Annotated in this window: 27 protein-coding genes; 12 read left to right on the forward strand and 15 right to left on the reverse strand. The window is 73.0% G+C overall.

What is annotated here, in order from left to right; all coding sequences use genetic code 11:
• Positions 1–61: 61 nt before the first annotated feature.
• The 8 genes from FHL79_RS08490 to mftA form a co-directional block, all read right to left on the reverse strand.
• Positions 62–1,048: an AAA family ATPase gene (locus FHL79_RS08490; RefSeq protein WP_439331124.1), complete on the reverse strand. Its 987-nt coding sequence runs from the start codon at positions 1,046–1,048 to the stop codon at positions 62–64.
• 99 nt (positions 1,049–1,147) lie between these two features.
• Positions 1,148–1,984 carry a mycofactocin-coupled SDR family oxidoreductase gene (locus tag FHL79_RS08495; protein WP_138758175.1) on the reverse strand — a complete coding sequence of 279 codons (837 nt, stop codon included), beginning with the start codon at positions 1,982–1,984 and terminating at the stop codon, positions 1,148–1,150.
• A complete protein-coding gene (locus FHL79_RS08500) occupies positions 1,984–2,820 on the reverse strand; it encodes a mycofactocin-coupled SDR family oxidoreductase (RefSeq protein WP_138758176.1) in 837 nt (278 codons plus the stop codon). The genes FHL79_RS08495 and FHL79_RS08500 overlap by 1 nt, the downstream gene beginning before the upstream one ends.
• Positions 2,821–2,896: 76 nt before the next feature.
• Positions 2,897–3,712, reverse strand: coding sequence for a mycofactocin-coupled SDR family oxidoreductase (locus FHL79_RS08505; RefSeq protein ID WP_138758177.1), 816 nt, complete (start codon positions 3,710–3,712; stop codon positions 2,897–2,899).
• A 63-nt stretch (positions 3,713–3,775) separates the two neighbouring features.
• The gene (locus FHL79_RS25050; RefSeq protein WP_171058079.1) at positions 3,776–3,922 is read right to left on the reverse strand and encodes a hypothetical protein; all 147 of its coding nucleotides are present in this window, start codon (positions 3,920–3,922) and stop codon (positions 3,776–3,778) included.
• Positions 3,923–4,027: 105 nt separating this feature from the next.
• A complete protein-coding gene (gene mftC, locus FHL79_RS08510; RefSeq protein ID WP_138758178.1) occupies positions 4,028–5,254 on the reverse strand; it encodes a mycofactocin radical SAM maturase in 1,227 nt (408 codons plus the stop codon).
• The gene (gene mftB / locus FHL79_RS08515; protein ID WP_138758179.1) at positions 5,251–5,547 is read right to left on the reverse strand and encodes a mycofactocin biosynthesis chaperone MftB; all 297 of its coding nucleotides are present in this window, start codon (positions 5,545–5,547) and stop codon (positions 5,251–5,253) included. Before mftB ends, mftC begins: the two co-directional genes overlap by 4 nt.
• 47 nt (positions 5,548–5,594) lie before the next feature.
• Positions 5,595–5,714, reverse strand: a complete 120-nt coding sequence (gene mftA / locus FHL79_RS08520; RefSeq protein WP_081808082.1) for a mycofactocin precursor MftA — start codon at positions 5,712–5,714, stop codon at positions 5,595–5,597.
• A gap of 343 nt (positions 5,715–6,057) precedes the next feature.
• Here mftA and mftR point away from each other — a divergent pair, with 343 nt between their 5' ends.
• Positions 6,058–6,663, forward strand: coding sequence for a mycofactocin system transcriptional regulator MftR (gene mftR / locus FHL79_RS08525; RefSeq protein ID WP_138758180.1), 606 nt, complete (start codon positions 6,058–6,060; stop codon positions 6,661–6,663).
• 25 nt (positions 6,664–6,688) lie between these two features.
• Here the strand turns inward: mftR and FHL79_RS08530 are convergent, their stop codons facing one another.
• Positions 6,689–7,243, reverse strand: a complete 555-nt coding sequence (locus FHL79_RS08530; protein WP_138758181.1) for a hypothetical protein — start codon at positions 7,241–7,243, stop codon at positions 6,689–6,691.
• Between the two features lie 286 nt (positions 7,244–7,529).
• Here FHL79_RS08530 and FHL79_RS08535 point away from each other — a divergent pair, with 286 nt between their 5' ends.
• The 10 genes from FHL79_RS08535 (at position 7,530) to FHL79_RS08585 (ending at position 13,089) form a co-directional block, all read left to right on the forward strand.
• The gene (locus tag FHL79_RS08535; RefSeq protein ID WP_138758182.1) at positions 7,530–7,901 is read left to right on the forward strand and encodes a nuclear transport factor 2 family protein; all 372 of its coding nucleotides are present in this window, start codon (positions 7,530–7,532) and stop codon (positions 7,899–7,901) included.
• A gap of 10 nt (positions 7,902–7,911) precedes the next feature.
• Complete coding sequence (locus FHL79_RS08540; protein ID WP_246080523.1) at positions 7,912–8,628, forward strand: mycothiol-dependent nitroreductase Rv2466c family protein; 717 nt, start codon at positions 7,912–7,914, stop codon at positions 8,626–8,628.
• A 9-nt stretch (positions 8,629–8,637) separates the two neighbouring features.
• Positions 8,638–9,540 (forward strand): 4-hydroxy-tetrahydrodipicolinate synthase, encoded by a 903-nt coding sequence (gene dapA, locus FHL79_RS08545; RefSeq protein WP_138758183.1) that lies wholly within the window; start codon positions 8,638–8,640, stop codon positions 9,538–9,540.
• 5 nt (positions 9,541–9,545) lie between these two features.
• The gene (locus tag FHL79_RS08550) at positions 9,546–10,007 is read left to right on the forward strand and encodes an SRPBCC family protein (RefSeq protein ID WP_138758184.1); all 462 of its coding nucleotides are present in this window, start codon (positions 9,546–9,548) and stop codon (positions 10,005–10,007) included.
• A 728-nt stretch (positions 10,008–10,735) separates the two neighbouring features.
• The gene (locus tag FHL79_RS08560) at positions 10,736–11,131 is read left to right on the forward strand and encodes a hypothetical protein (RefSeq protein WP_218938383.1); all 396 of its coding nucleotides are present in this window, start codon (positions 10,736–10,738) and stop codon (positions 11,129–11,131) included.
• On the forward strand, positions 11,128–11,607 hold the full coding sequence (locus FHL79_RS08565; protein WP_218938384.1) for a MerR family transcriptional regulator: 480 nt from the start codon (positions 11,128–11,130) through the stop codon (positions 11,605–11,607). Before FHL79_RS08560 ends, FHL79_RS08565 begins: the two co-directional genes overlap by 4 nt.
• Positions 11,604–11,939 carry a hypothetical protein gene (locus tag FHL79_RS08570; RefSeq protein WP_218938385.1) on the forward strand — a complete coding sequence of 112 codons (336 nt, stop codon included), beginning with the start codon at positions 11,604–11,606 and terminating at the stop codon, positions 11,937–11,939. The genes FHL79_RS08565 and FHL79_RS08570 overlap by 4 nt, the downstream gene beginning before the upstream one ends.
• A gap of 33 nt (positions 11,940–11,972) precedes the next feature.
• On the forward strand, positions 11,973–12,362 hold the full coding sequence (locus FHL79_RS08575; protein WP_138758185.1) for an ester cyclase: 390 nt from the start codon (positions 11,973–11,975) through the stop codon (positions 12,360–12,362).
• Between the two features lie 51 nt (positions 12,363–12,413).
• A complete protein-coding gene (locus FHL79_RS08580; RefSeq protein ID WP_138758186.1) occupies positions 12,414–12,746 on the forward strand; it encodes a YnfA family protein in 333 nt (110 codons plus the stop codon).
• Between the two features lie 145 nt (positions 12,747–12,891).
• Complete coding sequence (locus FHL79_RS08585) at positions 12,892–13,089, forward strand: hypothetical protein (RefSeq protein WP_138758187.1); 198 nt, start codon at positions 12,892–12,894, stop codon at positions 13,087–13,089.
• Positions 13,090–13,156: 67 nt separating this feature from the next.
• On the opposite strand, the gene FHL79_RS08590 is transcribed toward FHL79_RS08585, so the two are convergent.
• A complete protein-coding gene (locus tag FHL79_RS08590; RefSeq protein ID WP_138758201.1) occupies positions 13,157–13,549 on the reverse strand; it encodes a VOC family protein in 393 nt (130 codons plus the stop codon).
• A gap of 503 nt (positions 13,550–14,052) precedes the next feature.
• Positions 14,053–15,405, reverse strand: a complete 1,353-nt coding sequence (locus FHL79_RS08595) for an HNH endonuclease signature motif containing protein (RefSeq protein WP_342777096.1) — start codon at positions 15,403–15,405, stop codon at positions 14,053–14,055.
• A 225-nt stretch (positions 15,406–15,630) separates the two neighbouring features.
• Between FHL79_RS08595 and FHL79_RS08600 the strand changes: the two genes are divergently transcribed.
• Positions 15,631–16,461: an alpha/beta fold hydrolase gene (locus FHL79_RS08600; protein WP_138758188.1), complete on the forward strand. Its 831-nt coding sequence runs from the start codon at positions 15,631–15,633 to the stop codon at positions 16,459–16,461.
• Between the two features lie 4 nt (positions 16,462–16,465).
• On the opposite strand, the gene FHL79_RS08605 is transcribed toward FHL79_RS08600, so the two are convergent.
• From FHL79_RS08605 to treZ, 4 genes are all read right to left on the reverse strand, one after another.
• A complete protein-coding gene (locus FHL79_RS08605; protein WP_138758189.1) occupies positions 16,466–17,503 on the reverse strand; it encodes a TIGR03617 family F420-dependent LLM class oxidoreductase in 1,038 nt (345 codons plus the stop codon).
• A gap of 25 nt (positions 17,504–17,528) precedes the next feature.
• Positions 17,529–18,140 carry an NUDIX hydrolase gene (locus FHL79_RS08610; protein WP_138758190.1) on the reverse strand — a complete coding sequence of 204 codons (612 nt, stop codon included), beginning with the start codon at positions 18,138–18,140 and terminating at the stop codon, positions 17,529–17,531.
• Entirely contained in the window at positions 18,137–18,880 is a 744-nt protein-coding gene (locus FHL79_RS08615; protein WP_138758191.1) for a dihydrofolate reductase family protein, read from the reverse strand. The genes FHL79_RS08610 and FHL79_RS08615 overlap by 4 nt, the downstream gene beginning before the upstream one ends.
• Positions 18,881–18,882: 2 nt before the next feature.
• Positions 18,883–20,462, reverse strand: a 1,580-nt coding sequence (gene treZ / locus FHL79_RS08620; RefSeq protein ID WP_138758192.1) for a malto-oligosyltrehalose trehalohydrolase, incomplete at its 5' end; no start/stop codon positions are given.

Below are 20,462 nucleotides of genomic sequence, written 5' to 3' on the forward strand. Positions count from 1 at the left end.
GGGCGCGGGCCGCGCCCGGACGGTCCCGCCGGGTGACCGGCGAGTCTGCTTCGACGGCTCTTCAACCAGGCGCGGCCGCGGCCGGCTGGAGCAGGAAGTGGTCCTCCCAGATCTCCCGGAGCACCGTCTCGGGCGTGCTCTCCAACGTCTCGTCGAGGAAGATCCGCCCGGACAGCGCGAGCAGGACGGCGTCCAGCACGACGTCGGTGTACTCCTCCGGCAGCCCGCGGGGCGGCGCGACCGACGGCTCGTCGGGCAGTGGCACCCCGCGCATCGCGGCCAGCTGGGCGGCGACCAGCGCGGTGTCGATGGCGCCGCGGACGCTGCTGCCCTGCCGGACGTCGTCGCGCTCGCGGGTCGCCCGGGTCAGCGCCACGGCGTCGGCGACCAGCCGGGGCGACTCGACGCCGGTGCGCCGGCCGACGATCCCGCGCTCGGCCTCGGCGTCCTGGTAGCCGATCGCCAGCCGGCACAACCGGTCGTGCACCGAGGTCGACAACCGCGTCGTCCCGACGTTGTCGAAGGGGTTCATCGAGGCGATCACCCGGAAGCTGGGCAGCGCCTCGACCACGCCCACCCGGGGGATGGTGATCCGCCGCTCGGCCATCGCGGTGAGCAGGGTGTTCAGGGTGTCCTCCGGCGCCCGGTTGAACTCCTCGACGTAGAGGAAGCCGCCGGCGCGCATCGCCTCGACCAGCGGGCCGGGCACGAAGTTGTCCGGCGAGTAGTCCTCCCGCAGCACCCGGGCCGGGTCGTGGTGCCCGACCAGCCGGGTGGGCGTGAGATCGGCGTTGCCCTCGACGAAGACCAGCGGGATGCCCCACTCCGCGGTGATCGAGCGCAGCAGCGTGGACTTGGAGGTGCCCGGCGGCCCCTCGAGCAGGACGTCGCGGCCGGCGGCGACCGCGGCCAGCAGCAGGTCCAGCTCGCGGGCCCGCCCCACCAGGTGCCGCGCCACCCGGCGGCGGACGGCGCGGACCGAGTCGCCGTCGTCCCCGGTGACCCGGCTGCCGGTGACCAGCGGGTCGTCGCCGGCGGAGTGCGAGATGTGCTCGTTCAGCGGAGCGTCCTCTCAGAGCGCCGGAAGCACGCTCCCGGCGGCCGGGCGGGGGACGGCGACCGGGATGGCCGCCGTCCCCGTCCGGGACTACTGGACGGTGTACCCGGCGTCGACCGGGAGGGTCACGCCGGTGATGTAGCGCGCCTCGTCGGAGACGAGGAACAGGATCGCGTTGGAGATGTCGACCGGCTCCACCCACGGGATCGGCAGCGCGTTGGTCGACTGGAAGATGGGCTCGGCCTTCTCCCGGCTAGGTGCCGGGTCGTCGGGCGCGAACAGCCCCCAGGTCTTCTGGTTCTGGATCATCACCGTGTCCACGCCGGTCGGGTGCACGCTGTTGACCCGGATCGAGTGGGCGGCGAACTCGTTGGCCAGGGTGCGCATGATCCCCACGACGCCGTGCTTGGCCGCCGTGTAGTGAATCGTGTTCGGCGTCCCCTTGAGCCCGGCCGTGGAGCTGGTCAGCACGATCGCCCCGCCCCGGCCGCCCTCGACCAGGTGTGGCAGGGCGGCCTTGCAGGTGTTCCAGACGCCGGTGAGGTTGATGTCGATCATCTCCCGCCAGGCGTCGTCGGTGAGCTCCAGCGCCGGCTGGATCTCGAAGACGCCGGCGTTGCCGAGCACGATGTCGAGCCGGCCGAGCTGGGCGACCCCGTCGTCGACCGCGGCCTTGAGCGCCCCGGAGTCGCGGACGTCGGCCTTGGTGGCCACGATCCGCCGGTCCAGCGCCTCGACCTGGCGCACCGTCTCCGCCAGGTCCTCCTCGGTGGCCGGCGGGTACATCTGGATCGACTCGACCGGTCCGGCGATGTCGACGGCGATGATGTCGGCACCCTCCTGCGCCAACCGCAGCGCGTGGCTGCGGCCCTGGTTGCGCGCGGCGCCGGTGATGAACGCGACCTTGCCCTCCACCCGTCCTGCCATCACTTGACCACCGATCCGGCGTCCACGGGCAGCTGGACGCCGGTGACGTAGCGGGCCATGTCCGAGGCGAGGAAGACGACGGCATTGGAGATGTCGACCGGCTCCACCCACTTGATCGGCAGCAGGTTGAGCGTGAGGAAGGCATCGCCGGCGTCGTCCCTCGTCGCGGTGCCGGGCGCGAGGTCGGGCCGGAACAGGTCGTAAGTGCCCTGGTTCTGCACCATGTCGGTGTTCACCGTGGTCGGGTGCACCGAGTTGACCCGGATCATGTGCGGCGCCAGCTCGATGGCGAAGACCTTCATCAGGCCGACCACGCCGTGCTTGGCGGCGACGTAGTGCGACAGGTGCGCCATGCCCATGATCCCGGCGGTCGAGCTGGTCAGCACGATCGAGCCGCCGCCGTCGTTCGCCTTCAGGTGTGGCACCGCCGCGCGGACGGTCTTGAAGACGCCGGAGAGGTTGGTGGCGATCATGTCGTCCCACATCTCGTCAGAGATGTCCTCGATCGCGGCGTAGCTGGCGATCCCGGCGTTGGCGGCCACGACGTCCAGCCGGCCCAGTTGCGCCACCCCCTCGTCCACGGCGGCGGTCAGCGCGGCGGTGTCCCGGACGTCGGCCTGGGTGGCGACGATCCGCCGGTCCAGCGCCTCGACCTCCTTGACCGTCTGCTGCAGGTCCTCCGGTGTGGCCATCGGGTACGGCACCGTGCCGATCTGGCTGCACAGGTCGACGGCGATGATGTCCGCGCCCTCCTGCGCCAGCCGGATCGCGTGGCTGCGGCCCTGACCACGCGCCGCGCCTGTCACGAACGCGACCTTGCCCTCGAGCATGCCCATGACTTCTCCTCGTCGAGATCTCGCTGTGGGACGTCGTCGGTGCACCCCGGCCGCCCGGCGGACGGCCGGGGGTGGATCACTTGGCGGTGAAGCCGGCGTCGACCGGCAGGGTGACGCCGGTGACGTACCGGCCGTCGTCGGAGACCAGGAAGACGATCGCGTTGCTGATGTCGACCGCCTCGATCATCTCCACCGGCAGCAGGTTGGTCATCGCGCCGGCGATCGTCGGGTCCTCGGCCAGCCAGGTCTGCATGAACTCGTTGACGACCATCGGGGTGTTGACGCCCGTGGGGTGGATCGTGTTCACCCGGATCCGGTGCGGGGCCAGGGTGTTGGCGAAGGACCGCATCAGCCCGACGACCCCGTGCTTGGCCGCGGTGTAGCCCTGCCCGCCGCCGGAGTCGCCGCCGATGCCCTTGAGCCCGGCGGTCGAGCTGGTGAGCACGATCGCCCCGCCCTGGCCCTGCTCGACCAGCACCGTCTCGGTGGCCCGGACGGTGTTCCAGACGCCGGTCAGGTTCACGTCGATGACGTCCTGCCAGCTCACGCTGGGGTCCTCCTCGGCACCCATCGGCGCGATTCCGGCGTTGGCCAGCACGATGTCCAACCGACCGAGTTGTGCGACGCCGTCCCGGACGGCCTGCTGCAGCGCCGGCAGGCTGCGGACGTCGGCCTCGCTGGCGACGATCCGCCGGTCGAGGGCCTCCACCTCCTTGACCGTCTGCTGCAGGTCCTCCGCGGTGGCCATCGGGTACGGCACCGTGTCGATCTGGCTGCACAGGTCGACCGCGATGATGTCGGCGCCCTCCTGCGCCAGCCGGACGGCGTGGCTGCGGCCCTGGCCGCGAGCCGCGCCGGTGATGAAGGCGACCTTGCCCTCGAGCTTGCCCATGCTCCTGCTCCTCGTGTGGTCCCCCGCTGTGGACGTGCCTGGACGCGGTCGGACCAGGAGAGGTCAGACCGTCGGGGCCCCGATCAGGGCGGCGGCCGCCGGCCGCTCGGTTCGCGGGTGCCAGGCCGCCGGGCCGCGCAGGTACCAGGGGCGGGAGAGCTGCAGGGACGCCAGCGCAGGGAGGGGTCCGCGGCAGTCGACGATCGCCACGCACCCCACCTCCTTCGTCGCGCTGTCTCGTCGTGGTCTACGCCCGCGTGCTGGACGCGGGCTGGGAGCCGACCGGCACCGGGCTGGGGTGCCGGCCGGCGCGGCTCAGCTCAGCGGCAGCCCGGCCAGCGGGGACTCGTCGCACAACTTGGCCGGGATGCTCGGCAGCCCGAGCATCGTCGGCTGGCCGCGGACCGGGCCCTTGTGCGAGTGGTCGAGGTGGCTGCGGGGTGTGACGAGCTCCAGGTCGCGGGCGGCCAGCGCGGTCTCGCCGTAGCCCTGCACGCACTCCGGGTCCGGGCCGTCCAGCGGCAGGCCGGTGAAGAACTTCGCCGCCATGCAGCCACCGCGGCAGGCGTCGAAGTGCGCGCACTTGGTGCAGGCCCCGCCGGTCTGGGGGTTGCGCAGGTCGGCGAACAGCTCGCTGTGCTGCCACACCTGTTGGAAACCGCCCGGGGAGCGCACGTTGCCGGCCAGGAACTGCTCGTGGATGGCGAACGGGCAGGCGTAGACGTCACCGACCGGGTCGATCAGGCAGACCACCCGGCCCGCGCCGCACAGGTTCAGCCCGGGCAGGGCCTCGCCGAGGGCGGACAGGTGGAAGAACGAGTCGCCGGTGAGCACCTGGTCGCCGTTGGCCAGCAGCCAGGAGTACAGGTCCCGCTGCTGGGCCTGGGTGGGGTGCAGCCGGTCCCAGACGTCGGCGCCGCGGCCCGACGGGCGGAAGCGGGTGATCCGCAGCTGTGCGCCGTAGCGGTCGGTGAGCGCCTTGAACTCATCCAGTTGCCCGGCGTTCTCCCGGGTGACCACGACGGAGACCTTGAAGTCCTTCATCCCGGCCTCGGCCAGGTTCTCCAGCGCCCGGGTGGCGGTGGCGAACGAGCCGGTGCCGCGGACGGCGTCGTTGACCTCGGCGGTGGCGCCGTCCAGGGAGATCTGCACGTCGACGTAGTCGGTGCGGGCCAGCTGCTGGGCGCGGGCTGCGTCCAGCTTGATCCCGTTGGTGGAGAACTTGACCCCGACGTCGTGGCCGATGGCGTAGTCCAGCAGGTGCCAGAAGTCCGGGCGCACGGTCGGCTCACCGCCGCCGACGTTGACGTAGAACACCTGCATCCGCTGCAGCTCGTCGATCACCGCCTCGGCCTCGGCGGTGGACAGCTCCCGCGGGTCCCGCCGTCCCGACGAGGACAGGCAGTGCACGCAGGCCAGGTTGCAGGCGTAGGTGAGCTCCCAGGTCAGGCAGATCGGCGCGTCCAGGCCGTACTCGAACTGGTCGATCAGCTTCCCGCCCGCGGGGCGCTCGGCAGGGCGGGAGGGCAGGACGGCGGTCACGCGGACTCCTCGGGACGGCGTTCGATCATCTGCGAGCGGGCGAGCGTGGCCAGCGCGGTGACGTAGGCCCGGTGCTGCCCCTCGGGCACCTCGCAGGCGGCCAGGGTGCTCGGCACGTCGGGGTGCGCCTCGAGAGCGGTCACCACCGCGACCAGCGGCTTCGACTTCAGGAACGACAGCTTCCGGTTCCCGAAGTGGTAGACGAGCGCGCCGAAGGGCTCCGGCCGCAGCGCCACCGACGGCGACTTCCGCCAGGGCACGGCGGGGTCGAAGGGCACGGCCGTGTCGGTCACCGCCCCCGCGACCGGTTGCCCGACCGCGGGGGCGGGGGAGCCGTCGATCAGTACACCCCGCACATGCCGTCGATGGAGACCTCCTCGACCAGGGAGTCCTCGACGAGCACCTCCTCGGCGGCGGCCGGGGTCTCGGTGCGGGTCTCGTCCTGCGTCGTCTCGGGCACGATGCCTCCGGGAGTGATCTGGTTCACGATCGGACGAGCCCGACGCTAGTGACACCGAGTGCCACCGGCAAGGGGCAGTTCGGGACGTCCAGGTCCTGCACAGCCCTCGCCCCGGCCGCTCCCAGACCGTCGGCCGATGCTCGGTGCGGCAACCACCCGACCCGGAGGTCCCCCCGTGCTCACCGTCGCCGTGCTCGTCGTCTTCTTCGCCCTGCTCACCGTCGCCGACCTGCTCCCCGGCCAGTCCGGGACGCCGGGGCTGGTGGCGCCCGTGCGCTGAGCCGGCACCCGTGTCGGCGCCCGGTCGCTGCTCCGGAGCCCGTGCGCGGGGCAGACTGGGGACATGACCCAGACCGTGGTCCGCCCCGACGCGCGCGAGGACACCCGCGCCCGGATCGAGCAGGCCGCCCTGGACCTCTTCACCGCCCAGGGCTTCGAGCAGGTGACGATCGACGAGATCGCCGAGGCCGCCGGCATCAGCCGGCGCACGTTCTTCCGCTACGTGAGCGCGAAGGCCGACGCGGTGTGGGGTGACTTCGACGCCCACGTCGTCCGCCTCGAGGCGATGCTCGCTGCCACGGTGGACGACCAGCCGGTGCTGGCCTCGATCTGCGCGGCCTACGTGGAGGTCAACGACTACGCGCACGCCGACCTGCCGATGTTGCGGCAGCGGATGCGGCTGATCCTCACCGAGCCGGCGCTGCAGGCGCACTCCCAGGTGCGGTACGCCGCCGTCGACCGGGTCGTCGCCGCGCACGTCGCCCGGCGGACGGGGGTGACCCCCGACGCGCTCGTCCCCCGGCTGGTCGCCGTCAGCACCCGCGCGGCGGCGACGACGGCGTTCGAGGTCTGGCTCGCCGACGGGCGAGGCTGGCTGGGCACGGTGCTGCACCAGGCCTTCGACGAGCTGGCCGCCGGCTTCCCGTCCCTGCGGGCCCTGCCGGTATGACCGGCAGGACCCGCGGACGAGCGGGTCAGACGGTGGTGCTGCTCTTCTCCGAGATGCCGCGCAGCACCTCGGACGGGCGCTGCTGCTCACCGGCGTAGGAGCTGATGACGACGAGCGTCCCGGTGATGGCCGGGATGACCCACTGCAGCTGGTCGAGCTTGTTCTGCGCGGCCGCGATGTCGGCGCGGGCCCGCTTCGAGGGCTTGGTCCCCCGCTTCGACGGGGTCGCACCGCCCTGCTTGACGATGTTGCCGAGCACCCGGCTGTAGGCGGTCACGCCGAGGGCCGCTGCGGTCAGCAGGGTCTTGGCCGCCGACATGCCGCCGACGCCCTTCTGCTGGGCGACCCGGTCCTTGTTGGCACCGAGCTGCCCGACGCTGCCGACCAGGTGGGCCCCGATGGCGGCGGCGTTGACCGGCGTCCACCGGTTCCAGCCGGCGTTGGCGACGGCGCCGGCGTTCTTGTCGCTGCCGGCCTCGGCGGCGGCGGCGTTCAGGGCGACGGCGTTGGCGAGCGTGCCGCCGAACCAGGCGGCGAGGCCGACGTCGTGCAGGGAGCGGGACAAGGTGTTGGTAGCCATTGCTGGGCCTCTCGGGTCGGGGTGGTGGACCAGCGACCGCGGAGGCCGTCGAGGCCCCCACCGCCACCGGGGAACTGCACGAGGGCCGTCCGGTCGACGCGCTCGGCGACCTGGTCCTCGTCGATCCGCATGGGGCTCCGTTACCCGCCCGTTTCCATTGCACCCTTCCGACAGCCCACTGTCTGCGATCCGTCGGCGCGACGGGCGGCCCACCGATGAGCGGGCGGCTCCCGACCGGTCTCCACTGGTGTCCGGCAGCACCCCCCCTCCGGCAGAGGACCTCGCCATGACCACACCCCGCCAGACCGCCGAGGCCTTCTCCGGCCACCGCTTCTCCGACGCCTACGACGTCCTGGCGCCCGAGGTGCGGTGGACCTCCGTCGGCCAGGGGACGGTCACCGGCCGCCAGGCCGTCGTCGACGCCTGCGAGGCCAGCCTGGCCGAGCTGGCGACCGCGACGGTGGAGTTCGTCCGCTTCGTGGTCGTCGCCGACGACGACGGGGCCGCGGTGGACGCCGTGGGCCGCTACGAGGACGCCGACGGGGAGGTCAGCGTCGTCTCCTCCTGCGACGTCTACGAGTTCACCGGCGGGGTCCTGACCACGATCACCACCTACGCCGTGGAGCTGGACCCGGCGGCAGCCGCGGACCGCACCTAACGTGCACGACGTGGCCGATCTCGACTTCTACTTCGACCCGCTGTGCCCCTTCGCCTGGATGACCAGCAGGTGGGTGCGGCTGGTGCAGGCGCAGCGGGACTACTCGGTGGACTGGCGGTTCATCTCACTGCGCCTGGTCAACGCCGGGGTCGACTACGACGCCCAGTTCCCGCCGGACTACGAGGCCGGGCACACCGCCGGGCTGCGGTTGCTCCGGGTGGCCGCCCGGACCCGCGCGGAGCACGGCCGGACGGCGGTGGGCACGTTGTACGAGGCGTTGGGGCAGCGCCTGTTCGACTCCCCGCCCGACCCCGAGGACAGCGCGGTCCGCCGCGGCACCCGGGCGTTCCTCGACCCGGTGCTGGAGTCGGTCGGCCTCCCCGCGGCGTTGGCCGATGCGCTGGACGACGCCTCTCTCGACGCCGTCGTGCAGGCGGAGACCGACGAGGCGCTGTCGCTGACCGGCAGGGACGTGGGCACGCCGATCATCCACGTCCAGCCGCCCGCCGGGGTCGCGTTCTTCGGGCCGGTGATCAGCCGACTGCCCGATGAGGACGACGCCGTCCGGCTGTGGGACCACGTCGTCGGCCTGGCCTCGTTCCCGGGCTTCGCCGAGCTCAAGCGCAGCCTGCGGGAGCTGCCGCAGCTGCGTGGCCTGGGCGTCGAACCGGGCGAGGTGGGCGCGCAGGAGGACTGGCACGGCGGGAGCCGGCGGCAGCGGACGTAGGTTGGCCGGGTGAGGAACGCCACCGCCCCTCCCTTCGGGCGCCTGCTGACGGCGATGGTCACCCCGATGCGGGACGACGGCTCCGTGGACCTGGACGCGGCTGCCGCGCTGGCGACCCACCTGGTCGCCTCCGGCCACGACGGGCTGGTGCTCAACGGCACGACCGGGGAGGCACCGACCACACACGCCCAGGAGAAGGCCGACCTGGTCCGGGTCGTCGTCGACGCCGTGGGCGACCGGGCGCTGGTGCTCGCCGGGGCGGGCTCGAACGACACCGAGCACGCGGTCCGGATGGCCGAGCAGGCAGCCGAGGCCGGGGCGCAGGGGCTCCTCGTCGTCGCGCCGTACTACTCGCGACCCTCCCAGGAGGGGATCCGCCGGCACACCGTCGCCATCGCCGACGCCACCGACCTGCCGGTGATGCTCTACGACGTCCCCGCCCGCACCGGCGTCCGCTGCTCCGCGGACACGCTCTCCCGGCTGGCCGAGCACCCCCGGGTGGTCGCGGTCAAGGACGCCACCGGCGACGTGCAGGCGGCCACCCGGCTGATCGCCGAGACCGGGCTGGCCTGGTACAGCGGCGACGACGGCCTGCTGCTGCCGTTCCTGTCCGTGGGTGCCGTCGGGCTGGTCAGCATGGCCGGCCACCTGGTCGGCGACCGGCTGGCCCAGGTCATCGGTGAGTTCGCGGACGGCGACCCGGCGGCGGCCCGGACCACCTTCCTGACCGCGCTGCCCGCCATCGACCTGATCGGCGGCTCGGGCAACGGTGCGCTGCGCGCCAAGCTCACCCTCGCCCTGCTCGGGTTCATCCCGTCGGCCGCGATGCGGCTGCCCCAGGCCGCCGCGGACGACGACGAGGTGCGGGCGGTCCGGGCCGGCCTGGTCGCGGCCGGGCTGCTGGCAGGCTGACGGCCATGAAGAGCCTCACCCACGCCGACTCGGTCGTCGTCGCGACGTCACCGGAGGCGCTCTACGACCTGGTGTCCGACGTGACCCGGACCGGCGAGTGGAGCCCGGTCTGCACCGCGTGCTGGTGGGACGACGGCGCGACCGGGCAGGTGGGTGACTGGTTCACCGGGCACAACGAGACCCCGGAACGCACCTGGGAGACCCGCAGTCAGGTGGCGGTCGCCGAGCGCGGCCGCGAGTTCGCCTGGCTGGTCGGCGGCAGGCTGGCGCGCTGGGGGTTCGTCCTGGAACCGGTGGACGGCGGCACCCGGCTGACCGAGACCTGGGAGTTCCTGCCTGCGGGGCAGGAGTTGTTCGTGGAGCGCTACGGCGACCGCGCGCAGGAACAGGTCGAGGAGCGCACCCGCGCCGCGCACGCCGGCATCCCGGTCACCCTCGCGGCGATCAAGGCGATCGCCGAACGCTGAGCCGGAGCTGGAACGGACGACCCCGGCACTCGGCACCCCGACTGCCGCACCGGCCCAGAAGGCGGCTTCCGGGGCAGTTCGACGACCGTCGGCAGGGCAGACAACGGCCGGAACGTGCCCCGTCGTCCCTACCCGCGCCCGATCTTGGCCGCGACCCACAGGGCGCAGCGGCGGCAGAGGTACACCCCTGGCGTGGCGCCGAGCTCGTGGACGGCCGTCAGGGGGAGATCGCGCGCGCAGCAGCCGCAAGTCACCGTCTTCCCGGTGGGCGAACGGCGGCGGAGCGCGGCCAGCCTCATTGGAGTGCTGCGATCAGCTGGTCGACGGTGGGCGCCGGTGACACCATCCTCGGTGCGGTAGACCCGGCAGGACAGCCCGACCGGGCTGGCCGGGTCCAGGAACGGGTCCCACCCGTCGACGAGCACGGTCGGGGAGCCGCGGAACTGCACGGCCTCGGCTCCTCGGGTGTCGCGATGACGCGGTGCTGCACGGTCAAGTCGGCCCGGCCGACCCGGGCCAGCGCCTGATGCAGCCGGTCGTCGGCGAGCAGCCAGTTCGGGCAGCCGTCGAAGAACTGCAGGGTCACGTCCACGACCGCATTGTCTCGGGCGTCAGCGTCGCCCACGTCGGGCACGGTGCTCGGCCGCGCGGACATGGCAAGGGACGTAGAGGATCTGCCTCATCGCACGCTTGCAATCCGTACCTGGGTACGGGCTTACCGTGTGCGCATGGACCTGCCGATGACTGCTCGCCGCACCGGCCCCGCCCCCGCCGACTGGGTGCCGGTCGGCGCGTGCACGCTGCCCACCGGCGCCCAGCCACTGCGGGTTGCTGAGTTCGACGACCTGTTCTCCACGGCTTTGACAGCCGTGGAGCGCTCACCGGGCACCGCCACCCGGGCCCGGCTGCTACTGGCCGGCCCCGAGGCGCTGCACCAGCGGGTGCAGCGCCTGGCCGACGCCGAGACCGTCTGCTGCACGTTCTTCACCTTCACCGTCACGCCGCTGCCCGGCGACCCCGATGGCACGACTGTGGCCCTCGACATCGAGGTGCCGGCCGTGCACTCCGACGTCCTGGCCGCCCTCGTCGCCCGCGCCGAGCGGGCCCGCGGAGCATCCGCGTGACCGGCGCACCCGCGGGCGGGCTGCGCAGCGGCCAGGTCGCGGCGGCCGCCGGGGTGAACGTGGAGACGCTGCGCTATTACGAGCGCCGCGGGTTGCTTGCCGCCCCCGACCGCAGCTCGGGCGGGCACCGGCTCTACCCGGAAGAGACCGTCACCGTGCTGCGGGTCATCAAAGCCGCGCAACGGCTCGGGTTCACCCTCCACGAGGTCGCCGACCTGCTCGAGGTCGGCCGTCACCGCCACCGCCGGCCCCACGGTGGCCGCGGTGACGCGGGGCTCCAGGCCCGCGCGCAGGTCAAGCTGGCCGAAGTCGAGGAGCGCATCGCCGACCTGGTCACCATCCGGGACAACCTGCGAGCCGCGGTCGACGCTGGCTGCGCCGATCTGCTCGAGTGCGCCAGCACCGACTGCTGCCCCATCCCGTTCGCCACGATCACCGTCCGCCAGGGCGCCGCTGCGGCACAGGTGCGGCCGTGAACGGCACGCCGGCGCCGGGTGCGGGCCGCTCGACCCCGCGTCCTGACCGAGTGCGCGGTCGGCTGGCCGGGGCGGCGGCCGCGGCCTGCGCGGTCTGCTGCGCCGCCCCTGTCGCCGCATTGCTCGGCATCGGCTTGACCGGCGCGGCCGCCACCGCGTTCGCCCTGGCTCTCGCCGGCGTCGTCTTCGCCCTGGTTGTCGCCAGTGTGACCGTGACGGCCGTGGTGCTGCGGCGCCGCCGGGCGCGGCGCCACGCCTGCGACCTCGGCGCGGGTGCCGGGCCGGTCGGGCCGGTGCCGGTCGAGCTGGGCGCCCGTCCCGATGCGCCCTGAGCCCGCCACCGGAGACCTCGCCAGGAGGCAACGGTGAGCGTCGAGGACAACAAGGCACTCGTGGCCCGCGCCGTCGCCGAGGTCATCAACGGCGGGCACCTCGACGTGGTCGACGAGCTGTATGCCCTGCAGATCGCGCAAGCGGCGAAGGAGTGGGTGGCGCCGTTCCGCGCGGCGTTCCCCGACGTCTGGATGGAGACCGTCGCCCTGGTCGGCGAGGGCGACACCGTGGTGGGGCACTTCCGCTGTTCGGGTACCCACACCGGGGAGTGGCTGGGCCGCCCGCCCACCGGGCGCCGGTTCACCGGGGTCCGCGAGGTCTACTGGTGGACGGTTCGCGGCGGCCGCATCGTGGACTGGTGGGGCCTTGAGGACAACGACGACCGCCGCCGTCAGCTCCGCGCCCCAACCACGAGGGCCTGAACGGCTGCTGCCAAGCCGGAGAGGATGGGACCGGCTGAGAGCATCAGGCCCGTGACGGTCACCCGCTCGCTGCTGTTGTTCGTCCTCGCCGCGCTCGCCGAGATCGGGGGGGCGTGGTTGGTCTGGCAGGGCGTGCGTGAACACCGCGGCTGGACCTGGATCGGCGCCGGCGTGCTGGCCCTGGGCGCGTACGGGTTCGTCGCCACCTTGCAACCGGAGGCGAACTTCGGGCGCATCCTGGCCGCTTACGGCGGCGTGTTCGTCGCCGGCTCGCTGGCCTGGGGCATGGTCGTCGACGGCTTTCTACCCGACCGCTATGACCTCATCGGCGCGCTGGTGTGCCTCGCCGGCGTCGCCGTGATCATGTACGCCCCTCGGACGTAGTCCGGCAGCCGCTGCCGAGATGCCACTCGCCTCGGTCGCCAACAAGCGGAGTATCCCTGAGTGGGCCGTTCAGAGACACAGCGCTCCACGAACATGCCCTCCGGTGCAGGTCGACGGACTGACTCCTTCGCTACCGTCCCTGCCCATGTCCTGGTTCCAGCGATCAAAGACAGCCAAGCCGGCATTGGTCGCGGTGCTGCTCCCGGAGCCGTTGGCTTCCGAAGTCGATGAGTTGCTGCGACAGGACGAGGAGATCAAGGCCATCCGGCTGGTTCGCGAGCGAACCGGGCTCGGGCTCCTCCCCGCTTACAACGCCGTCAAGAACCGTCTGACGCCGTCATAGCGCTGCGTCTCTGAGTGGGCCGCTCGGGGACACCGGCAGCAGTTGGCGCGCATTCCCCTCGGAACAGTCACACGGCGGGCGGAGCAAAGAACTCGAGCGGAAGGCCATCCGGGTCCCGGAACGAAAGGCCGAAGCCGTAGCTGGCCTCCTCGATACCGCCGTGCCGGATCCCGAGCTCGTCCAGTCGGGCAACCCACTGCACCAGCTCGGCCCGGTCAGCGCATGCGAAGGAGAGGTGGTCGAGGCCCGGACGCCGCTCGTCGAACCGGACGTCGTCGAGGCCATCCGGGAACTCGTGCAGGCCGACCAGCGTGTCGCCCAGCGACCATACGACGTGCCGGAACGGACCGGTGTCCTCGTCCAGGACTGGCTCAGCGCCGAACAGCCGCCGGTACCAGGGAACGCTCCGCTCGAGATCGCCGACCGTGAGCGCGACATGGGCGATACGGGGAAATGACATGGTGAATCCTCTCCAAGGTGAGACCTTCGGCGAGAGTCGTCCTGCATCGTGTGCGGACCAGTCCGACGCGTCAAGGGCCACGCCAGGCCGAACCCAGACCCTCCGCCGAGACCCCTGCTCGACCGCGGACGGCCCTCTGGGTCCTCGGGTCGGGCCGTGCGACCGCCACAGCGAACAGGACCCACCGGCGGCATCGTGCGATTGCTCTGCTGGACGAGGGCTACACCGCTCTGGCGGGAACCGCAGTGAGAGATCAGGCGTCGTGGAGGTCCCCGGAGCGTTTGGGACGACTGAACTTGCTCTGTGGCCGCTCTGTCTTCACACGGGGTGACGCGGCCGGTTGACATCTTGGTATCGCACTTCTGTCCCTAAGTGGGCCGCTTGAGGACACAGACGTGTTCATCGCCGTCGCCCATCGCACGTAGGCGACCTGATCCCGCTGGGCAGGCAGGGCCGACGTGCGCCCAGGTAGCGACGCATGCTCCGGAGTTGCCTGGGAGCACTCAGAAGGGTGGCGGGTCGTCTATCGGCGGCGGTGGCTCGGGTGCTGGCGGCGGTGGTCGCATGCCCGGTGGTCGGGTGGTCCTGGTGATCCCGGAGGGGGTGGTGACCTGGAGGACGCCGTCGTCGGTCATGGTGAACCGCCAGCCCGGCGCGAACGTCTTCAACCGGTGGTGGGATCGGCACAGGCAGCACAGGTTGGCGCAGTGGGTGGCTCCACCACAGCTGTGGGCCACAACGTGGTCGAGGTCGGCCCAGCCGACGCGTTGCCCGCAGTTGGGGAACCGGCACCGCCGGTCCCGGGTAGCGACGAACGCACGCTGCCGGGCGGTGGGTGTGTAAGCGTCGGTCGCCGGTGGAGGCCCGGTGACCGGGCAGTCGCACGGAGTCTCGGGATGGGTGGGGCAGCCGCGGCGGGCCAGCCGGGTGAGCTCAGCCGGGGTGAGGGTGGCCAGCAGCTGCCCGTCCGGGCCGGTGATCGCGAACGCCAGCGTCCCACCGTCGGGAGCGGTGAGCCCCAGCGCACCGACCCGGGCCAGCAGCTCACGGACGTGCGCGGCGGTGATCGGCAACCCGTCCACCTCACCCGGCGTGCTGCTGCTGCCGCCCAGGGCGTCCAGCCCGGCGGTGACCGTCACATTCGCGACGACGTCCGGGAGGCCGTGGTCGGCGGGCCGGCGGATCAACAACGACAGCACATGCGCCCGCAGCGCCCCGATCCGGCGGGGATCGCCGTCGGCCTTGAGCATCCTGGCGAGCTGGTCGACGACGTCGTAGCACTCGACCGCCTCCTCGGCGGGCAGGTCGGCGGCCAGCGTGGACCGGCCCTCGACCGCGCCCGGACAGACCCGCACGTCGGCGGTCTTCTCCGCCTCCGTGCGGCGGATGTCGGCGGCCTCGGCGTCCAGCCGCAACATCTCCTCCACCGCGCGGGCCTTCAGCCGGCCCACCGCCAGATCGGTGGCCCCCGGCAGCAGCGCGGCCTCGACCTGACCGGCCACCTCGGGATCGGTGTGCTGCAGCACGTCGGCCAGCGGGGTGGCCCGCCGCTCGTCCAGCTCACCGGCCTGCAGCGCGGCGAAGGTGGCCGGCAGCTTCCTCAACCACGTGCGGGCGCGCCCGTACCGGGCAGCAGCGGTGTTACGGCCCAGGTTGAGCACCGCCGACAGCTCCGCGGTGAAGAACTCACTGGCCCCGTCACAGCCCTCATCGACCGCCCACCCCGGCCGGCGGGCGCCCGGCGTACCCGGCTGCGGGTCGTCGGCGGCTGGACGCTGGGCGGCCAGGCCCATGATCAGCTCGGCCTCGTAGGCGGTGTCGACCGCGCGGCGGGCCTGCACCCGCTGCAGCTCCACCGCCTTCTCCTCATCCGACAACCAGGACACCGGCAACCGCGGTGCCGCGACGCGGTGCCCACACCACGTCGACCACCACACTGCCCGAATGTCCTGCCACGGGTCGAACATACGTACGGGGTACGACAGTTCTGGCGTGGATGGGTCGGCTCACCCGCGATGAGTTCCGGTAGCGCGCTCAGTCCTCCCTGCACCAGCGCTTCGCCGTCCGTGCCAGGAGGACCCATGACCGCCACCACCACCGCCGTGACCGCCGGGACGCTGGGCGTGCCGGGTGCCCGGCTGCACTACGAGGTCCGGGGCTCAGGCCCCCTGGTGGTGCTGGCCGGCGCACCGATGGGGGCCGAGGCGTTCGCACCGCTGGCCGGCCTGCTGGCCGGGGACCACACCGTGCTCACCACCGACCCGCGCGGTGTCGGCCGCAGTCCGGTCGACGACCCGGAGCAGGACTCGACCCCGGAACTGCGGGCCGACGACCTCTCCCGGCTGATCGCCCACCTGGGTGCCGGACCGGCCGTGGCGCTGGGGTCCAGTGGCGGCGCGGTGACCGTGCTGGCACTGGCGCAGTCGCACCCCGAGCAGGTCACGACCGTCGTCGCCCACGAGCCGCCGCTCTCGGAGCTGGTCGACGACCGGGACCGGCTGCGGGCGGGCACCGAGCGGATCATCGCCACCTACCTGGCTGAGGGCTCGGCCGCGGCCTGGCGGGAGTTCATGGCCGTCGGCGACATCGTCGTGCCCGAGGACGACGCCCACCCGAGCCCCCCGCCGGAGGCGGACCGCGACGACCAGGCGGTCGCTGACGAGCGCCACTTCTTCCTGCACGAGCTGCGCGACACGACGCGCTGGCAGCCCGACCTCGCGGCGTTGCGCGCCGTGCCGACCCGCGTGGTGGTCGGGATCGGGGAGGCGTCCCGAGGTGAGCTGTGCGACCGGACCTCACGAGCGCTCGCCGCGGCGCTCGGCACCGAGCCGGCGATGTTCCCCGGTTCGCACATCGGCTTCCTGGAGGACCCGGTCGCCTTCGCCGGGCGGTTCCGCGAGCTGCTGAGCTGAGGGCTCAGCCGACGACGTCCTTGAGGTCCGCCGCGATCTGCAGCAGGAGCTCGGGACTCGAGACGCCGACCCCGTTCACGGAGTAGCGGGTCACGACGCCCGCTCCGCGCCCGGCCAGCCGGGCCGCCACGTCCGTCGGCTTGGCGACGACGGCGAAGGTCTGCAGGACCTCGTCGTCGACGAGCTCGCCCATGGCAGCCCACCGGTCGGCTGCGCGGGTCCGGGACAGCCGGTTCAGCTCGTCGCCGAGGTCGCCCCAGCCGTGCAGGTCGAGGACCGGGCGGTAGGCCGGGGTCGAGCCGTAGAAGGCCAGCTGTCGGCGGACCGCGTCGGTGGAGGCGACGAGCTCGTCCTCGGTGCGGCCGGTGACGACGAAGGTCGAGTCGACGACCTGCGACGTGGGGGAGCCGGTGCGCCGCTCGGCGCCGCGCGCCAGCGCGGGCACGCTCACCTCGCGCACGTAGCGCTCGGTGGTGAACGGGTGGACGAGCAGCCCGTCGGCGACCGCCCCCGCCGTCTCGGTCATCCTCGGACCGACGCCGGCGACGAGGACCTCCGGGTCGGGGAAGAGCGTGGGCGGGGTGAACATCGGCGTCATCAGGGTGTGCCGGTAGAAGTCCCCGCGGAAGTCGAGCGGCTCGCCGGTCGCCCACGCCGCCCAGATGGCGCGCATGGCCGACACGAACTCCGCCATCCGCGCGGCGGGGGAGCTCCACGGCATCGAGAACCGCCGCTCGATGTGCGGCCTGATCTGGCTGCCGAGCCCGAGCACCAGCCGCCCGCGGCTGTAGTCCTGCAGGGCGCGAGCCTGGACCGCCAGCGTCATCGGCGAGCGCGCGAACGCGACCAGGATGTTCGTCGCCAGGTCGATCCGGGAGGTGGCCCCGGCGGCGACGGTGAGCTGCAGCATCGGGTCGGAGGTGAGCTCGGCGGCGGTGACGCCGTCGAGACCCGCGTCCTCGACCGACCGCGCCGCCTCGGCAACGCCGGCCAGGGCACCCCCGGGGACGTCGAGGGGCAGGACCACCGTGGTGGGCGTCATGGGCGGACCGTAGCGCCCACCGAGCTCAGCGCCAGGCGAAGACGGGCTGCTCCAGGTGGGCCACCCGGGTGGGGATCCCCCGGCAGGCCACCTGGCAGAACTGGTGGACGATCGCGGCGGTGGGCGCGTGCACGACACCACCGAGCAGCGGCAGCTGCACGACCGGTGCCTCGGACTCCGGGATGCTGGTGAAGCGCGGCGGGACGTCGAGGTCGTCCAGGGGCACCTGGTGGACAGCGGCGACCTCCGCCTCGGCCGCGGTCAGCTCCCCGGGCGGCCCGGCCCAGCACACCACCGGGGTGATGACGTAACCCGAGCGGGTCACGTAGTCGTCGAGCAGGCCGAGGACGGCGTCCGGGCCGAGGACCAGGCCGACCTCCTCACGCAGCTCACGCAGCGCCCCGTCGACCGCCGACTCCCCGGCTTCGATGCGGCCGCCGGGCAGCGCCCACTGGCCGGCGTGGGCGCGGAGCCCCGCCGCACGGCGGGTGATCAGCAAGCACCACCGCCCATCGTCCTCGGTGACGCAGACCGCCACGCCGGCGTGCCGGAGATCGGGCCGGTCCACCGCCCGTCGGGCGAAGCCGGCGACCCGCGCGGCGGCGACGTCGCGCCCGAAGAGCGCCGGCCGGGTCACCGGGACACCGCGTACCGGGTGAAGAGGACGTCGTCCTCGCCGAGGACCTGCAGGAGCTCCGCACGTGCCGGGACGGGCAGCGCGCCGGGCAGCAGCCCCGGCCCGCCGCCGACCAGCAGTGGGGCGACCGTCAGGTCCAGCTCGTCGACGACACCAGCGGCCAGTGCCGCCCGGAACAGCGCCGGCCCGCCCTCGCACAGCACCTGCTCGACGCCTGAGTCGGCGAGTGCGGTGAGGGCCCCAGGCAGGTCCACCTCGTCGTCCCCGCAGACCAGCACGTCCACCCCGGCGGCGGCCAGGGCAGCGCGCCGGTCGGTGTCGGCGGCCGCGCAGGTCACCAGCACCGTCGGCGCGACGGCGCCGGTGACCAGCTGGTCGTCGGGGGAGAGCGACGCCCGTCGGGAGACGACCACCACCGGAGCGACCGCCGGCCGGCCGAGCCGGGCGCGGAGCTGCCCGACCGCCGAGTCGGCGGTGATCGGCCGGTACCCCTCCGCCGCGGCCGTGCCGGCTCCCACCAGCACGGCGTCGGCCAGGGCGCGCAGCACCCGGAACACCCGCCGGTCGCCGTCCGAGCCGAGCCCGCCGCTGCGCCCCTCGATGCTGATCGCCCCGTCGAGGGACGCCACGAAGTTGACCCGCACGTGCCGGCCGGCCGACACCCGGTAGGCGTCGGCCAGCCCGGCGTCGTCGAGGCCCCCGCCGTCCGTGCCGTCCGGCGGGGGGAACAGCTGCCGCACGATCAGCGGGTGGAGAGGACCACGGCCGTCTCGGCCGGCACCGTCACCTGCGACCCGTCGAGCTCCGGCAGCTCCCCGCTGGTGAACAGGACGTCGTGGGCCGGTAGGTCCAGGTCGATCTCGCGGGCGGAGTCGGACAGGTTGGCCACGACCCGCAGCGAACCACGGTGGACGACGAGCCAGCGGTCGGCGTCGTCCCAGCTGCACGCCATCGCGGTGAGGTCGGGGTCGACCAGGTCGGGGTGGGCGTGCCGCAGGGCGATGAGCGCCCGATGGACCGCCAGCAGGTGGGCGTGCGGCTCCTCGGTCAGCTCGGACCAGTCGAGCTTGGACCGGGTGAACGTCTCCGGGTCCTGCGGGTCGGGGACGACGGCGGCGTCCCACCCGTGCTCGGCGAACTCACCGATCCGGCCCTCGGCGGTCGCCCGGCCCAGCTCCGGCTCCGGGTGGCTGGTGAAGAACTGCCACGGCGTGGAGGCCCCCCACTCCTCGCCCATGAACAGCATCGGCGTGAACGGGCTGGTGAGCACCAGCGTCGCGCCGACGCCGAGCAGGCCGGGGGAGAGGGTGGCGGAGATCCGGTCACCGACGGCGCGGTTGCCGATCTGGTCGTGGTCCTGCAGGTAGCCCAGGAACTTCCAGCCGGGCAGCGAGGTGGTGTCGACCGGGCGGCCGTGGTGCCGCCGGCGGAAGCTGGACCAGTCCCCGGCGTGGAAGTAGGCGCCGGTGAGCACCTTGGCCAGCCCGCCGAGGCCGCCGGCGGCGAAGTCGGCGTAGTAGCCCTGGGCCTCGCCGGTGAGCTGGGTGTGCAGCGAGTGGTGGAAGTCGTCGCTCCACTGCGCGTCCAGGCCCCTGCCGCCGGCCACCCGGGGGGTGACCATGCCCGGGTCGTTGAGGTCGCTCTCCGCGATCAGCGTCAGCGGACGCCTCTCGGCGACCGAGAGCTTCTCCACCTCGGCGGCCATCTCCTCGAGCACGTGGGTGGCCCGCTCGTCGACCAGCGCGTGCACCGCGTCCAGCCGCAGCCCGTCGACGTGCATGTCCCGCAGCCACATCAGTGCGTTGTCGATGATGTAGCGGCGGACCTCGTCGGAGTCCGGGCCGGAGAGGTTGATCGAGTTGCCCCAGGTGTTCGCCCCGCCCTCGGCGAAGATCGGGAAGAACTCCGGCAGGTAGTTCCCCGACGGGCCCAGGTGGTTGTAGACGACGTCCTGGATGACCCCGAGGCCGCGCTGGTGGCAGGCGTCCACGAAGCGCTGGTAGGCGGCCGGGCCGCCGTAGGTCTCCTGGACGGCGAACCAGGCGACGCCGTCGTAGCCCCAGTTGTGGGTGCCGTTGAAGGCGTTGACCGGGAGCAGCTCGACGAAGTCGACGCCGAGGTCGACCAGGTGGTCGAGGTTGCGGGCAGCGGCGTCGAGCGTGCCCTCCGAGGTGAAGGTGCCCAGGTGCAGCTCGTAGACGACGCCGCCGGCGAGCGGGCGGCCGGTCCAGGCGCGGTCGCCCCACGTGTACGCCGTGGGGTCGAAGCGGCGGGACAGGCCGTGCACGCCGTCGGGCTGCCGGCGCGAGCGCGGGTCGGGGC

The sequence above is a fragment of the Modestobacter altitudinis genome (genome assembly GCF_005930475.1).
GTDB classification, from domain to species: Bacteria; Actinomycetota; Actinomycetes; order Mycobacteriales; family Geodermatophilaceae; genus Modestobacter; species Modestobacter altitudinis.

Coding starts and splice junctions, on each gene's coding strand:
- FHL79_RS08505 (WP_138758177.1), bottom strand. CDS start 3,712: ATGGGCAAGCTCGAGGGCAAGGTCGCCTTCATCACCGGCGCGGCTCGC.
- mftR (WP_138758180.1), top strand. CDS start 6,058: ATGACCCAGACCGTGGTCCGCCCCGACGCGCGCGAGGACACCCGCGCC.
- FHL79_RS08550 (WP_138758184.1), top strand. CDS start 9,546: ATGAAGAGCCTCACCCACGCCGACTCGGTCGTCGTCGCGACGTCACCG.
- FHL79_RS08585 (WP_138758187.1), top strand. CDS start 12,892: ATGTCCTGGTTCCAGCGATCAAAGACAGCCAAGCCGGCATTGGTCGCG.
- FHL79_RS08600 (WP_138758188.1), top strand. CDS start 15,631: ATGACCGCCACCACCACCGCCGTGACCGCCGGGACGCTGGGCGTGCCG.
- FHL79_RS08590 (WP_138758201.1), bottom strand. CDS start 13,549: ATGTCATTTCCCCGTATCGCCCATGTCGCGCTCACGGTCGGCGATCTC.
- FHL79_RS08560 (WP_218938383.1), top strand. CDS start 10,736: ATGGACCTGCCGATGACTGCTCGCCGCACCGGCCCCGCCCCCGCCGAC.
- FHL79_RS08495 (WP_138758175.1), bottom strand. CDS start 1,984: ATGGCAGGACGGGTGGAGGGCAAGGTCGCGTTCATCACCGGCGCCGCG.
- FHL79_RS08605 (WP_138758189.1), bottom strand. CDS start 17,503: ATGACGCCCACCACGGTGGTCCTGCCCCTCGACGTCCCCGGGGGTGCC.
- FHL79_RS08500 (WP_138758176.1), bottom strand. CDS start 2,820: ATGGGCATGCTCGAGGGCAAGGTCGCGTTCGTGACAGGCGCGGCGCGT.
- FHL79_RS08530 (WP_138758181.1), bottom strand. CDS start 7,243: ATGGCTACCAACACCTTGTCCCGCTCCCTGCACGACGTCGGCCTCGCC.
- FHL79_RS08535 (WP_138758182.1), top strand. CDS start 7,530: ATGACCACACCCCGCCAGACCGCCGAGGCCTTCTCCGGCCACCGCTTC.